The 14,285-nt window shown below is 53.5% G+C and carries 10 protein-coding genes and 4 pseudogenes; 9 read left to right on the top strand and 5 right to left on the bottom strand.

Annotated features, from left to right (window positions below):
* Window positions 1-59 precede the first annotated feature (59 nt).
* Window positions 60-1,496 (top strand): annotated as a pseudogene (gene mdtQ / locus ABZJ92_RS06760) (multidrug resistance outer membrane protein MdtQ).
* Between the two features lie 91 nt (window positions 1,497-1,587).
* Window positions 1,588-2,310: pseudogene (locus tag ABZJ92_RS06755) on the top strand (SDR family oxidoreductase).
* Window positions 2,311-2,426: 116 nt separating this feature from the next.
* Here the strand turns inward: ABZJ92_RS06755 and ABZJ92_RS06750 are convergent.
* Window positions 2,427-3,005 carry a DedA family protein gene (locus ABZJ92_RS06750; RefSeq protein WP_000365433.1) on the bottom strand — a complete coding sequence of 193 codons (579 nt, stop codon included), beginning with the start codon at window positions 3,003-3,005 and terminating at the stop codon, window positions 2,427-2,429.
* Between the two features lie 169 nt (window positions 3,006-3,174).
* Here ABZJ92_RS06750 and ABZJ92_RS06745 point away from each other — a divergent pair, with 169 nt between their 5' ends.
* Window positions 3,175-3,762 (top strand): Yip1 family protein, encoded by a 588-nt coding sequence (locus ABZJ92_RS06745; protein WP_005063535.1) that lies wholly within the window; start codon window positions 3,175-3,177, stop codon window positions 3,760-3,762.
* A 173-nt stretch (window positions 3,763-3,935) separates the two neighbouring features.
* Window positions 3,936-4,868: a D-alanyl-D-alanine endopeptidase gene (pbpG, locus tag ABZJ92_RS06740; protein ID WP_001319943.1), complete on the top strand. Its 933-nt coding sequence runs from the start codon at window positions 3,936-3,938 to the stop codon at window positions 4,866-4,868.
* Between the two features lie 37 nt (window positions 4,869-4,905).
* Here the strand turns inward: pbpG and dld are convergent, their stop codons facing one another.
* Window positions 4,906-6,621, bottom strand: coding sequence for a D-lactate dehydrogenase (dld, locus tag ABZJ92_RS06735; protein WP_000097356.1), 1,716 nt, complete (start codon window positions 6,619-6,621; stop codon window positions 4,906-4,908).
* A gap of 195 nt (window positions 6,622-6,816) precedes the next feature.
* On the opposite strand from dld, the gene bglX reads away from it, so the two are divergent.
* The 5 genes from bglX to yehW all read left to right on the top strand — a co-directional run bounded on the left by bglX (window position 6,817) and on the right by yehW (window position 13,102).
* Window positions 6,817-9,114 (top strand): beta-glucosidase BglX, encoded by a 2,298-nt coding sequence (gene bglX, locus ABZJ92_RS06730; RefSeq protein WP_000871533.1) that lies wholly within the window; start codon window positions 6,817-6,819, stop codon window positions 9,112-9,114.
* A gap of 251 nt (window positions 9,115-9,365) precedes the next feature.
* Window positions 9,366-10,283 (top strand): glycine betaine ABC transporter substrate-binding protein OsmF, encoded by a 918-nt coding sequence (gene osmF, locus ABZJ92_RS06725; RefSeq protein WP_001130292.1) that lies wholly within the window; start codon window positions 9,366-9,368, stop codon window positions 10,281-10,283.
* 6 nt (window positions 10,284-10,289) lie between these two features.
* Window positions 10,290-11,447, top strand: a complete 1,158-nt coding sequence (gene yehY, locus ABZJ92_RS06720) for a glycine betaine ABC transporter permease YehY (RefSeq protein ID WP_000221768.1) — start codon at window positions 10,290-10,292, stop codon at window positions 11,445-11,447.
* Complete coding sequence (gene yehX, locus ABZJ92_RS06715) at window positions 11,440-12,366, top strand: glycine betaine ABC transporter ATP binding protein YehX (protein WP_000569352.1); 927 nt, start codon at window positions 11,440-11,442, stop codon at window positions 12,364-12,366. Before yehY ends, yehX begins: the two co-directional genes overlap by 8 nt.
* Before the next feature lie 4 nt (window positions 12,367-12,370).
* Complete coding sequence (gene yehW, locus ABZJ92_RS06710; RefSeq protein WP_000783112.1) at window positions 12,371-13,102, top strand: glycine betaine ABC transporter permease YehW; 732 nt, start codon at window positions 12,371-12,373, stop codon at window positions 13,100-13,102.
* Here the strand turns inward: yehW and ABZJ92_RS06705 are convergent.
* The 3 genes and pseudogenes from ABZJ92_RS06705 to ABZJ92_RS06695 form a co-directional block, all read right to left on the bottom strand.
* A complete protein-coding gene (locus ABZJ92_RS06705) occupies window positions 13,083-13,190 on the bottom strand; it encodes a protein YohO (protein WP_001216963.1) in 108 nt (35 codons plus the stop codon). The two genes, yehW and ABZJ92_RS06705, sit on opposite strands and share 20 nt — an antisense overlap.
* Window positions 13,191-13,249: 59 nt before the next feature.
* A pseudogene (locus ABZJ92_RS06700) lies at window positions 13,250-13,706 on the bottom strand (transcriptional regulator); the annotation flags it as partial.
* 41 nt (window positions 13,707-13,747) lie between these two features.
* Window positions 13,748-14,227, bottom strand: a pseudogene (locus ABZJ92_RS06695) (IS3 family transposase); the annotation flags it as partial.
* Window positions 14,228-14,285: the final 58 nt, after the last annotated feature.

Below are 14,285 nucleotides of genomic sequence, written 5' to 3'. Positions count from 1 at the left end.
AAAATATATCGCAACACACGGTAATCTCCGCGCACCGTTTCTTACCTGATTATTCCCCCATGAATCGTGATTCCTTTTATCCAGCCATCGCCTGTTTTCCGCTGTTACTGATGCTGGCCGGGTGTGCGCCTATGCATGAAACCCGCCAGGCGTTAAGCCAGCAAACGCCCGCTGCACAAGTTGACACCGCATTACCCACGGCGCTGAAAAATGGTTGGCCAGACAGCCAATGGTGGCTGGAGTATCACGATAATCAGCTCACTTCATTAATTAACAATGCACTACAGAACGCACCGGATATGCAGGTGGCTGAACAGCGCATTTAGCTAGCTGAAGCCCAGGCGAAGGCAGTTGCCACTCAGGATGGTCCGCAGATCGACTTTTCGGCGGATATGGAGCGGCAAAAAATGTCGGCAGAAGGGCTAATGGGGCCGTTTGCTCTGAACGATCCGGCCGCAGGTACGACCGGTCCGTGGTACACCAACGGAACTTTTGGCTTAACGGCGGGCTGGCATCTCGATATCTGGGGAAAGAATCGGGCGGAGGTTACTGCCCGCCTGGGTACGGTTAAAGCACGGGCGGCGGAACGCGAGCAAACCCGCCAATTGCTGGCTGGCAGCGTAGCCCGCCTGTACTGGGAGTGGCAAACCCAGGCGGCGTTAAACACGGTCTTGCAGCAAATAGAAAAAGAGCAGAACACCATTATCGCGACCGATCGCCAGCTATATCAGAACGGGATTACTTCTTCAGTTGACGGTGTGGAAACCGATATTAATGCCAGCAAAACCCGGCAGCAGCTCAACGATGTCGCGGGGAAAATGAAAATTATTGAGGCACGGTTAAATGCACTCACAAATCACCAGACTAAGTCATTGAAGCTTAAACCGGTCGCGTTGCCGAAAGTGGCAAGCCAGCTTCCTGATGAACTGGGGTACTCCTTACTGGCCCGGCGGGCAGATTTGCAGGCGGCGCACTGGTACGTTGAGTCATCGTTAAGCACTATTGATGCGGCAAAAGCGGCATTTTATCCTGACATCAACCTGATGGCCTTCCTGCAACAGGATGCGTTGCACTTAAGCGATCTGTTCCGTCATTCCGCGCAGCAAATGGGCGTTACGGCAGGCCTGACGCTACCTATTTTCGATAGTGGTCGTCTTAACGCCAATCTCGATATCGCAAAAGCCGAAAGCAACTTGTCTATCGCCAGCTACAACAAAGCGGTGGTTGAAGCAGTGAATGACGTGGCGCGGGCAGCCAGTCAGGTTCAGACACTGGCGGAGAAAAACCAGCATCAGGCGCAAATTGAGCGCGATGCCTTGCGTGTGGTAGGTCTTGCGCAGGCCCGCTTTAACGCGGGCATCATTGCTGGTTCCCGCGTCAGCGAAGCCAGAATCCCGGCGCTGCGTGAGCGGGCCAATGGCCTGTTATTGCAAGGGCAGTGGCTGGATGCCTCCATTCGACTCACCGGTGCGCTGGGCGGGGGTTACAAACGCTGATGATATGCGCCTTCTATACTTAACGTTTATTCAGCGTTAAGTGGAGAACTCGATGGCATAGGTCGCGATAATTACCGCTTCCGATTCGGGGATCGGCAAAGAGTGCGCGTTATTACTGGCGCAGCAGGGGTTTGATATTGGCATTACCTGGCACTCAGATGAAGAAGGGGCAAAAGATACCGCGCGTGAGGTGGTTACCCACGGCGTACGTGCGGAGATCGTGCAACTGGATCTCGGCAATCTGCCAGAAGGTGCGCAGGCGCTGGAGACACTCATCCAGCGATTTGGGCGTATTGATGTGCTGGTGAATAATGCGGGTGCAATGACCAAAGCGCCGTTTCTTGATATGGCTTTTGATGAGTGGCGCAAGATTTTTACCGTTGATGTTGATGGTGCATTTTTATGCTCGCAAATTGCGGCTCGTCAGATGGTGAAATAAGGGCAGGGCGGTCGCATCATCAACATTACGTCGGTACATGAACATACGCCGCTGCCGGATGCCAGCGCCTACACAGCCGCTAAACATGCGCTCGGCGGGTTAACCAAAACGATGGCGCTGGAGTTGGTCAGGCATAAGATTTTGGTGAACGCAGTCGCGCCTGGGGCGATAGCCACGCCAATGAACAGCATGGATGATAGCGACGTGAAGCCCGACGCGGAGCCTTCGATTCCTCTACGGCGTTTTGGCGCAACGCATGAGATTGCCAGCCTGGTGGTGTGGCTTTGTTCGGAGGGCGCAAATTACACGACAGGGCAGTCGTTGATAGTGGATGGCGGCTTTATGTTGGCGAATCCGCAGTTCAACCCAGAATAGCGCAGTGAGGTGCGTGGATATTTCAATGGGTTAGGCCAGATAAGACACCAGCGTCGCATCAGGCATGGAACACCCGGTGCCGGATGTGGAGTGAATGCTTATCTGTGGCAACTGCTTTACGCCTGATTATCCGGCTTTTTCTTCCCGCGCCGTTTCAGCCACCAGCGCACGCCCACCACCAGAACCACGACCAGAATCAACCAGACCCAGTGCTTCAAATGCTGGTCGAGATTGTGCAACCACGGCGCAATCACCTGACCACCAGCGTAACCAATAGTGGTAAAAATCAACGCCCAGGCAAATGCGCCGAGAATATTCAGCGGCAGAAAGATTTTCGGCGGCAGCTGGCTGGCACCAATCAGCGTCGGGCCAATCACCCGAAAGCCATACATAAAGCGCGTACCAATGACAAACAGATACGGATGGCGTTGGATAAGTTTCTGTGCCCGCTCAATTTTATCCTGATGTTTCGAGAAACGGCGTAACAGCTTGCCGCCAAACCGCCGCCCGCACAGATAGAGCACCTGGTCGCCAATCATGCCACCAAGCGCCACAGAAAGTACCACCAGTGGGAACTTTAATAGCCCCTGATGTGCCGCAACGCCTCCCAGCAAAGTCACGGTTTCACCTTCCGCCAGGCTACCGATAACCAGCGCGGCATAACCATATTGTGAGATGAGTGTATTGAGATCCATAGGCCAGTTTGTCTCCCTTTGGTTGCCTGTAAGCATACACCCTGTGAATCATTCACGCTGAAAAAGGACATACATCAGACGGTGCAAATTACATGGATGAACAAAAAATAATCACAAGCTGGCTTATACTTGAACTGTCAGGTTCATGAACTCACAACAAGGGGGCGGTATGAGCCATGTCTGGGGACTGTTTTCCCATCCCGATCGTGAAATGCAGGTGATTAATCGCGAAAACGAAACGATTTCTCACCATTACACCCACCACGTTTTGCTGATGGCGGCGATTCCGGTGATTTGCGCCTTCATTGGCACTACACAGATTGGCTGGAATTTTGGCGATGGCACTATCCTGAAGTTATCCTGGTTTACCGGACTGGCGCTGGCTGTCTTGTTTTACGGCGTTATGCTGGCTGGGGTTGCGGTGATGGGGCGGGTCATCTGGTGGATGGCGCGCAATTACCCGCAGCGTCCGTCTCTTGCGCACTGCATGGTCTTCGCGGGCTACGTTGCAACTCCGCTGTTTTTAAGCGGTCTGGTGGCGCTTTATCCACTGGTCTGGTTGTGTGCGCTGGTCGGCACGGTGGCGCTGTTTTACACCGGCTACCTGCTTTACCTTGGTATTCCGAGCTTCCTGAATATCAACAAAGAGGAAGGCCTTAGCTTCTCCAGTTCGACGCTGGCGATTGGCGTGCTGGTACTGGAAGTGCTGCTCACCCTAACCGTTATACTATGGGGCTACGGTTATCGTTTGTTCTAGAAAGTTCTTTGACGTTGCATTGCTGGCGTAAATGTCAGCAATGCAGCATTTACTCACGATTCTCCTTTGACGATCGCACTTTTTGCTCGTTATGATGGCGTCGCTAGCCTCAGTAAATCCTTACTCCGGCGGTGCGCAACCCGTGCGCGTGAACCACTATCTGAATGCTCATCATGCCGAAATTTCGAGTTTCTTTATTTAGCTTGGCCCTGATGCTGGCTGTGCCTTTTGCACCGCAGGCCGTTGCGAAAACGGCAGCCGCTACCACCGCTTCACAACCGGAAATTGCCTCCGGTAGCGCGATGATTGTTGATCTGAATACCAACAAAGTGATCTATTCGAACCACCCGGATCTGGTGCGTCCGATTGCGTCTATCAGCAAATTAATGACCGCGATGGTTGTGCTGGATGCACGACTGCCGCTGGATGAAAAACTAAAAGTGGATATCAGCCAGACGCCGGAGATGAAAGGGGTCTATTCGCGCGTACGACTGAATAGCGAAATCAGCCGTAAAGATATGCTGTTGCTGGCGCTGATGTCTTCAGAAAACCGCGCGGCGGCAAGCCTTGCGCACCATTATCCCGGTGGTTACAAAGCCTTTATTAAGGCAATGAATGCGAAAGCGAAATCGCTCGGAATGAACAACACGCGCTTTGTTGAACCTACCGGATTGTCGGTGCATAACGTTTCAACTGCCCGTGACTTAACCAAACTGCTCATTGCCAGCAAACAATATCCGTTGATCGGGCAGTTAAGTACTACCCGGGAAGATATGGCAACCTTCTCTAACCCGACGTATACGCTGCCGTTCCGCAATACTAATCATCTGGTGTATCGCGATAACTGGAATATTCAGTTAACCAAAACCGGCTTTACCAATGCGGCGGGCCATTGTCTGGTGATGCGTACGGTTATCAATAATAAACCGGTGGCGCTGGTAGTGATGGACGCGTTTGGCAAATATACCCATTTTGCCGATGCCAGCCGCCTGCGTACCTGGATTGAAACCGGTAAAGTGATGCCTGTGCCGGCAGCAGCGTTGAGCTATAAAAAACAAAAAGCCGCCCAAATGGCGGCGGCGGGGCAGACGGCACAGAACGATTAAGTGAATTCGGATGGCGATACTCTGCCATCCGTAATTTTTACTCCACTTCCTGCCAGTTTTTCCGTTTACTGGTTTTACCGATCCCCGGATTCATGCTATTGGTCGGATCATTCTCGCGATAGAACTTCTGCAACGTCTCCGGTGCTTTATACAAATGACCGACGTTATGCTCGGCAGGGTACTGCGCGCCGCGCTGCTGTAGCAGTTCCAGCATCTGTTCTTTTAACGCATGCACATCCACGCCTTTTTTCACTATGTAATCCTGATGGAAGACATAGCACATAAAATGGCCGTAATAGAGCTTGTGCACCAGCTGGCTGTCGATCTCCGGCGGTAAATGCTCATACCACTCGGTGTCGTTACGCCGCAGAGCGATATCCAGTGCCAGAATGTCTTCGACTTCATCGGAATGCACCGCCTGATAACGAATTGCTGCGCCCGCAGCGGCGAAACGGTGTAAAAACGCTTTGCTACCTTCCTCCGGCGTACAGACAAAGAAATCGCCCTCGGCCTGTTTGAAATAATCCACCAGCCACGATTTGGCTTCACCGACGCCATCGCCTGCCATTTTTAACAGCAGATGATGCTCGTATTTATCGCGCCAGTTTTTCATGCGCGGCGGTAAATGGCTGGGGAACAGGTGACCGAATTTTTGCATTGCACGGTCAGTAAAATGCGGACGGAAGAATTTCACTTTCTCCAGCATCGCATCGGTGCGTCCCTTGAGATTAAAGAAGAACGGCATCTTGTCGGTGCCTAACTTATCAATCATCAGGAAGGTGTCTTTGCCGTATTTTTCCGCAATATCGTAGATATCCCGGTGCATATATTCCCCGGCAACCGGCAGATTTTCGAAGTTAGCCAGAATATGACGGCGGATTTCGGTCAGCACTTCCGGCTGGTTGGTGCCGATATAAAACACCTGCTGATTTTTTTCCGCTTCGAAGGTATCAAGACGTACCGCAAAGACGGCCAGCTTCCCGGCGCAACCAGAAGATTCAAATAACCGATCCGGATCGGCGTTATAACGTGCGGGCGTGTCGGCTTCAATATCACGAACGCGGTGGACATAGTCATAATCGTGGGCGTGACGACCATCGTGACGCACATCGTCATCTTTGATGCGATCGTCATCCAGCTTGCTAAGGATCTGCTCCGGCGTTTCGCCCAGATCAATCCCCAGATGGTTCACCAGCGTCAGTTTGCCATCTTCATCTATACGCGCGAATAACGACATTTCGGTATACGCCGGGCCACGTTGCACCAGCGAGCCGCCGGAGTTGTTACAAATACCGCCGATGACCGATGCGCCTATACACGATGATCCAATCACCGAATGCGGTTCGCGTCCCAGCGGTTTGAGGGCTTTTTCCAGCGAATAGAGCGTGGTGCCCGGATAGGCCAGCACCTGTTCGCCCTTGCCGAGAACGTGCAGCTTGTCGAGACGCAGGGTGCTGATGATCACGATATCGCGATCATAGTCGTTACCGTTTGGCGTCGATCCTTCGGTCAGGCCTGTATTGGCAGCCTGCATCAGAATAATTTTGTCGGCGGTGACGCAGGCTTTCAGCACCCGCCACAATTCCAGTAGTGAGCCAGGGAAAACGACAGCCAGCGCGTCGCCCTGACCAGAACGGAAGCCCTTGCGATAGCGGGCCGTTTTTGCGGGATCGGTGAGCAGGTGTGAATGACCGACCAGACGGGCAAGTTCATTCAAAAAGGCTTTATTATCAGTTGTTGTCATGGAAGACATTTTCCACTCCTTGTGGTGGCGAAAAAATATCACAAACTAGAATAGCGCCTTGTATGACAATTCAGCGAGTGAATATTTTGAAAATTCAGACAATAAACTGAGCATTCTTTTTCTCTCTCCATCATGCTTATGGCAAACTACGGTTTTTGCACCATTTTCGCTGCCACGTCGGGCAACAAAGGAAGAAAAATCCATATGAAATGGCTATGTTCAGTAGGAATCGCGGTGAGTCTGGTCCTGCAGCCAGCACTGGCGGATGATTTATTCGGTAACCATCCATTAACGCCTGAAGCGCGGGATGCGTTCGTCACCGATCTGCTCAAGAAAATGACGGTTGATGAGAAAATTGGTCAGCTGCGCTTAATCAGCGTAGGCCCGGATAATCCGAAAGAGGCGATCCGCGAGATGATCAAAGACGGTCAGGTTGGGGCGATTTTCAACACCGTAACCCGTCAGGATATCCGCGCCATGCAGGATCAGGTGATGGAATTAAGCCGCCTGAAAATTCCTCTTTTCTTTGCTTACGACGTGCTGCACGGTCAGCGCACGGTGTTCCCGATTAGCCTCGGTCTGGCCTCGTCTTTTAACCTCGATGCGGTGAAAACGGTCGGGCGTGTCTCTGCTTATGAAGCGGCAGATGATGGCCTGAATATGACCTGGGCACCGATGGTCGATGTCTCGCGCGATCCGCGCTGGGGACGTGCTTCCGAAGGTTTTGGCGAAGATACGTATCTCACCTCAATAATGGGTAAAACCATGGTGGAAGCGATGCAGGGTAAAAGCCCGGCAGATCGTTACTCGGTGATGACCAGCGTCAAACACTTTGCCGCATACGGCGCGGTAGAAGGCGGTAAAGAGTACAACACCGTCGATATGAGTCCGCAGCGCCTGTTTAATGATTATATGCCGCCGTACAAAGCGGGGCTGGACGCAGGCAGCGGCGCGGTGATGGTGGCGCTGAACTCGCTGAACGGCACGCCAGCCACCTCCGATTCCTGGCTGCTGAAAGATGTTCTGCGCGACCAGTGGGGCTTTAAAGGCATCACCGTTTCCGATCACGGTGCAATCAAAGAGCTGATTAAACATGGCACGGCGGCAGACCCGGAAGATGCGGTGCGCGTGGCGCTGAAATCCGGAATCAACATGAGTATGAGCGACGAGTACTACTCGAAGTATCTGCCTGGGTTGATTAAATCCGGCAAAGTGACCATGGCAGAGCTGGACGATGCTGCCCGCCATGTACTGAACGTTAAATATGATATGGGGTTGTTTAACGACCCATACAGCCATTTGGGGCCGAAAGAGTCTGACCCGGTGGATACCAATGCCGAAAGCCGCCTGCACCGTAAAGAAGCGCGTGAAGTGGCGCGCGAAAGCCTGGTGTTGCTGAAAAACCGTCTCGAAACGTTACCGCTGAAAAAATCGGCCACCATTGCGGTGGTTGGGCCACTGGCGGACAGTAAACGTGACGTGATGGGCAGCTGGTCCGCAGCCGGTGTTGCCGATCAATCCGTGACCGTACTGACCGGGATTAAAAATTCCGTCGGTGAAAACGGTAAAGTGCTGTATGCCAAAGGGGCGAACGTTACCAGTGACAAAGGCATTATCGATTTCCTGAATCAGTATGAAGAAGCGGTCAAAGTCGATCCGCGTTCGCCGCAAGAGATGATTGATGAAGCGGTGCAGACGGCGAAACAATCTGATGTGGTGGTGGCTGTAGTCGGTGAAGCACAGGGGATGGCGCACGAAGCCTCCAGCCGGACCGATATCACTATTCCGCAAGGCCAACGTGACTTGATTGCGGCGCTGAAAGCCACCGGTAAACCGCTGGTGCTGGTGCTGATGAACGGGCGTCCGCTGGCGCTGGTGAAAGAAGATCAGCAGGCTGATGCGATTCTGGAAACCTGGTTTGCGGGGACTGAAGGCGGTAATGCAATTGCCGATGTATTGTTTGGCGATTACAACCCGTCCGGCAAGCTGCCAATTTCCTTCCCGCGTTCTGTCGGGCAGATCCCGGTGTACTACAGCCATCTGAACACCGGTCGTCCGTATAATGCCGACAAGCCGAACAAATATACTTCGCGTTATTTTGATGAAGCTAACGGAGCGCTTTATCCGTTCGGCTATGGTCTGAGCTATACCACTTTCACCGTCTCTGATGTGAAACTTTCTGCGCCGACCATGAAGCGTGACGGCAAAGTGACGGCCAGCGTGCAGGTGACGAACACCGGTAAGCGCGAGGGGGCCACGGTAGTGCAGATGTACTTGCAGGATGTGACGGCTTCCATGAGTCGCCCTGTGAAACAGCTGAAAGGCTTTGAGAAAATCACCCTGAAACCGGGCGAAACTCAGACTGTCAGCTTCCCGATCGATATTGAGGCGCTGAAGTTCTGGAATCAACAGATGAAATATGACGCCGAGCCTGGCAAGTTCAATGTATTTATCGGCACTGATTCCGCACGCGTTAAGAAAGGCGAGTTTGAGTTGCTGTAATGCTTTAGTAAGGGCGCGACGTTTGCGCCCTTTGCCTGATGTTCATATCTTAACTTGCTGAATTTTCGCCCTTTGTAGGCCGGATAAGGCGCTCGCGCCGCATCCGGCAGGAAACGCCGGACCGAATATGCCTCTTAAGTATTTATCTGATTCTGCAACTGAATCCTTCCGCTCAGGCTAACTCTGTCATTATCAACTATGCTTTTCTCTTAATTCGCTGAAAACAACAGTAAAAGAATGAGGAAAGCATCATGCCACTCTTAAAGCTCTGGGCAGGTTCACTGGTTATGTTGGCAGCCGTGAGCCTGCCGCTACAGGCGGCTTCCCCCGTTAAAGTCGGTTCAAAAATCGATACCGAAGGCGCGCTGCTCGGCAACATCATCTTGCAGGTACTCGAAAGCCACGGCGTACCGACGGTGAATAAAGTGCAACTCGGAACGACTCCTGTGGGGCGCGGGGCGATTACTTCCGATGAACTGGATATCTATCCGGAATATACCGGCAATGGCGCTTTCTTCTTTAAAGATGAAAACGATGCAGCGTGGAAAAATGCCGGGCAGGGCTACGAGAAAGTCAAAAAGCTCGATGCGGAGCACAACAAGTTAATCTGGCTGACGCCCGCGCCTGCAAATAACACCTGGACTATCGCCGTGCGTCAGGATGTGGCAGAGAAAAACAAACTCACTTCGCTTGCCGACCTGAGTCGTTATCTGCAAGAGGGCGGCACCTTCAAACTGGCAGCCTCGGCAGAGTTTATCGAACGCGCCGATGCGTTACCCACGTTTGAAAAAGCCTATGGCTTTAAGCTCGGTCAGGATCAGTTGCTGTCACTGGCTGGTGGCGACACGGCGGTGACGATTAAAGCCGCTGCCCAGCAAACCTCTGGCGTTAATGCCGCAATGGCTTACGGCACTGACGGTCCGGTCGCGGCGCTGGGGCTGCAAACCTTAAGCGATCCGCAAGGCGTGCAACCTATCTACGCGCCTGCACCAGTGGTGCGTGAATCGGTGTTGAAGGAGTATCCGCAAATGGCACAGTGGCTACAGCCAGTCTTCGCCAGCCTCGATGCAAAAACATTGCAGCAACTGAATGCCAGCATTGCAGTGGAAGGACTGGATGCCAAAAAAGTGGCTGCCGACTACCTGAAACAAAAAGGGTGGGCGAAGTAATTTCCCGTGACTTATCTACGTATTAATCCTGTTCTGGCGCTGCTGTTGTTGCTGACGGCAATCGCAGCGGCGCTGCCGTTTATCAGTTACGCGCCTAATCGTTTAGTCTCGGGTGAAGGGCTTCATCTCTGGCAACTGTGGCCGCAAACGATCTGGATGCTGGTGGGCGTTGGTTGCGCCTGGCTGACAGCCTGTTTTGTCCCCGCTAAAAAAGGCAGCATTTTTGCACTCATTCTGGCGCAATTCGTCTTCGTATTGTTGGTGTGGGGAGCTGGAAAGGCGGCGACCCAACTGGCGCAAAATGGCAGTGCGCTGGCGCGTACCAGCCTCGGCAGAGGTTTCTGGCTGGCTGCGGCGCTGGCATTGCTGGCCTGTAGCGATGCCATCCGCCGAATCTCCACGCATCCGCTGTGGCGCTGGTTGTTGCATATGCAGATTGCCATTATTCCGCTGTGGTTGCTGTACTCCGGCACGCTTAACGATCTCTCACTAATGAAAGAATACGCCAACCGTCAGGATGTGTTTGACGACGCGCTGGCACAACATCTGACGTTGCTGTTTGGTGCGGTGCTGCCTGCGTTAGTGATTGGTGTGCCGTTGGGCATCTGGTGCTACTTTTCCACTGCGCGGCAGGGGGCAATTTTTTCTCTGCTCAATGTCATTCAGACCGTGCCTTCGGTGGCGCTCTTTGGCCTGTTGATTGCGCCGCTTGCCGCGCTGGTTACGGCCTTTCCGTGGCTGGGGAAGCTCGGCATAGCAGGAACCGGAATGACACCCGCACTGATTGCGCTGGTGCTCTATGCCTTGCTGCCGCTGGTGCGAGGCGTGGTAGTCGGTTTGAACCAGATCCCGCGCGATGTGCTGGAGAGCGCCAGAGCGATGGGGATGAGCGGGGCGCAGCGTTTCCTGCATGTTCAGTTACCGCTGGCGTTACCGGTATTTCTGCGCAGCCTGCGGGTGGTGATGGTGCAAACTGTAGGTATGGCGGTGATTGCGGCGTTAATCGGCGCAGGCGGTTTTGGTGCGCTGGTTTTCCAGGGGCTGCTAAGCAGCGCCATTGATTTAGTGTTGCTGGGGGTGATCCCGGTAATTGTTCTGGCGGTGCTTACCGACGCGCTGTTCGATTTGCTTATCGCACTGCTGAAGGTGAAACGTAATGATTGAATTTAGCCATGTCAGCAAACTGTTCGGCGCACAAAAAGCCGTTAACGATCTCAATCTCAATTTTCAGGAAGGGAGTTTTTCGGTGCTGATTGGCACATCTGGCTCCGGCAAATCCACCACCCTGAAAATGATTAACCGCCTGGTGGAGCATGACAGCGGAGTGATCCGCTTTGCCGGAGAAGAAATTCGCTCGCTGCCAGTACTGGAGTTGCGCCGCCGGATGGGCTATGCCATTCAATCTATTGGCCTGTTCCCCCACTGGAGCGTGGCGCAAAACATCGCTACCGTGCCGCAATTACAAAAATGGTCGCGGGCGCGGATTGACGATCGTATCGACGAATTAATGGCGCTACTGGGGCTGGAGTCAAATTTGCGTGAGCGTTATCCGCATCAGCTTTCCGGTGGTCAGCAGCAACGTGTGGGAGTGGCGCGTGCACTGGCTGCCGATCCGCAAGTCTTACTGATGGATGAACCTTTTGGCGCACTGGACCCGGTAACGCGCGGCGCGTTGCAACAAGAGATGACGCGCATTCACCGTTTGCTGGGGCGCACTATTGTGCTGGTCACTCATGATATTGATGAGGCGCTACGGCTGGCAGAACATCTGGTATTGATGGATCACGGTGAAGTGGTGCAGCAGGGGAATCCGCTGACGATGCTGACTCGTCCGGCGAATGATTTTGTCCGCCAGTTTTTTGGACGTAGTGAACTGGGGGTGCACCTGCTTTCGTTACGTAGCGTGGCGGATTACGTGCGTCGCGAAGAACGGGCAGAAGGTGAGGCACTGGCAGAAGAGATGACGCTACGCGATGCGCTCTCCCTGTTTGTCGCGCGGGGATGCGAGGTGCTGCCGGTGGTGAACACGCAGGGCCAGCCTTGCGGCACGCTGCATTTTCAGGATCTGCTGGTGGAGGCGTAAGCGTATGAAGATGTTGCGCGATCCGCTGTTCTGGCTCATTGCTCTTTTTGTGGCGCTGATTTTCTGGCTGCCTTACAGCCAGCCGCTGTTTGCTGCCTTGTTCCCACAACTGCCACGACCCGTTTATCAGCAAGAAAGTTTTGCAGCTCTGGCACTGGCTCATTTCTGGCTGGTGGGAATTTCGAGTTTGTTTGCGGTGATCATTGGCACAGGTGCCGGAATTGCTGTTACTCGCCCGTGGGGCGCGGAATTTCGCCCACTGGTGGAAACTATTGCCGCCGTTGGACAGACTTTTCCGCCTGTCGCAGTGCTGGCGATTGCCGTTCCGGTGATCGGCTTTGGTCTGCAACCAGCGATTATCGCCTTGATCCTTTACGGTGTGCTGCCCATCCTGCAGGTGACACTTGCCGGGCTGGGAGCGATTGATCCCAGCGTGACAGAAGTTGCGAAAGGTATGGGAATGAGTCGAGGTCAGCGACTGCGTAAGGTCGAGCTACCGCTGGCGGCTCCGGTGATTCTGGCGGGCGTGCGAACTTCGGTGATTATCAACATTGGTACGGCGACGATCGCCTCAACGGTAGGGGCCAGTACGCTGGGTACGCCCATCATCATCGGGCTTAGCGGATTTAATACCGCGTATGTGATCCAGGGGGCGTTACTGGTGGCACTGGCGGCGATCATCGCAGACCGCCTGTTTGAAAGGCTGGTGCAGGCGCTTAGCCAGCACGCAAAATAAAGGTATAACCTGCGAGCATGACGCCACCAATTCCGCCTAACGCCATAAACAGGAACAGGGCGATGACCCCAATTTTAGCTATGCGCATAATGCACTCCTTATGTTAACGAAAGGATTGTACAGTAAAGCGCATTTGTTAACGAATCATTAAATACCGAGTGGGAAAATATCATGGCCTTGTTCTTGCCAACTGGTGAGTTGCTGCTGTTGGGCGGAGGTTCGATTTTCACCGCACCACACCAGCAATGTACGGCCTTCGAATAGTTCAGGGCGTAGTTGATTGAGCGAGTGGGCGAGCGAGGACATCAATGCGCCATCCTTGTTGACTGGCAATCCAGCCCTCCAGCCACAGACGGGTGGTATCCTGAATATTCCAGCCAACCACCAGCGCATCTTTACCCTGTTTTTTACGTGCCGAAGCCAGACAAATGGCGATGTAGTTGATCAGTACGCCGTCGAGGATCGCCAGCAGCGCCTGGAGAGTCGGTTGTTGGCACTGAAGCCGTCGGCGCAGAGGAATAAACAGATGTGTGGTGAGTGTCTGGGCGGGGTAATCCTGACCGCGCTCTTTGATCCACGTTCGCAGGCTATGTAGATTGCCGCTGAACCGCCCCGGGTTTCCTGGAGAGTGTTTTATCTGTGAACTCAGGCTGCCAGATCATCGTTTCCGATGGAAGCATAATAAGCTTTTTCTGCTTCTGCCGGAGGGATGTGGCCCAGCCTTTCCAGCAATCGTCGATTGTTATACCAGTCCACCCACGTTAGTGTGGCCAGTTCCACTTCTGCACGGTTTTTCCAGCTCTTACGGTGTATTACCTCCGCTTTGTAAAGACCATTGATGCTCTCCGCCATCGCGTTGTCATACGAGTCGCCTGTACTTCCTGTTGATGCCAGTAATCCGGCTTCCTTAAGCCGCTGTGTGTAGGCCAGCGATACATACTGAGAACCTTTATCACTGTGATGGACCGTGCCGGACGGTCGACGGGCCCATAACGCCTGCTCCAGTGCATCCAGCACGAATGTCGTTTCCATGGACGATGAGACCCGCCACCCCACGATGTATCCGGCAAACACATCAATGATGAACGCCACATAGACGAAGCCCCGCCATGTGCTGAGTAGAGTAAGAGGCAGGGCGTAGTCGGACTATTTCCCTGCCTCTCCTCCCCGAACCGGACGTGCA

This window comes from Shigella sp. FJ200513 (genome assembly GCF_040495915.1).
Lineage (GTDB): Bacteria > Pseudomonadota > Gammaproteobacteria > Enterobacterales > Enterobacteriaceae > ECMA0423.
This window is presented reverse-complemented; position numbering and strand designations above follow the sequence as displayed.

Coding starts and splice junctions, on each gene's coding strand:
- ABZJ92_RS06750 (WP_000365433.1), bottom strand. CDS start 3,005: ATGGATCTCAATACACTCATCTCACAATATGGTTATGCCGCGCTGGTT.
- ABZJ92_RS06745 (WP_005063535.1), top strand. CDS start 3,175: ATGAGCCATGTCTGGGGACTGTTTTCCCATCCCGATCGTGAAATGCAG.
- pbpG (WP_001319943.1), top strand. CDS start 3,936: ATGCCGAAATTTCGAGTTTCTTTATTTAGCTTGGCCCTGATGCTGGCT.
- dld (WP_000097356.1), bottom strand. CDS start 6,621: ATGTCTTCCATGACAACAACTGATAATAAAGCCTTTTTGAATGAACTT.
- bglX (WP_000871533.1), top strand. CDS start 6,817: ATGAAATGGCTATGTTCAGTAGGAATCGCGGTGAGTCTGGTCCTGCAG.
- osmF (WP_001130292.1), top strand. CDS start 9,366: ATGCCACTCTTAAAGCTCTGGGCAGGTTCACTGGTTATGTTGGCAGCC.
- yehX (WP_000569352.1), top strand. CDS start 11,440: ATGATTGAATTTAGCCATGTCAGCAAACTGTTCGGCGCACAAAAAGCC.
- yehW (WP_000783112.1), top strand. CDS start 12,371: ATGAAGATGTTGCGCGATCCGCTGTTCTGGCTCATTGCTCTTTTTGTG.
- ABZJ92_RS06705 (WP_001216963.1), bottom strand. CDS start 13,190: ATGCGCATAGCTAAAATTGGGGTCATCGCCCTGTTCCTGTTTATGGCG.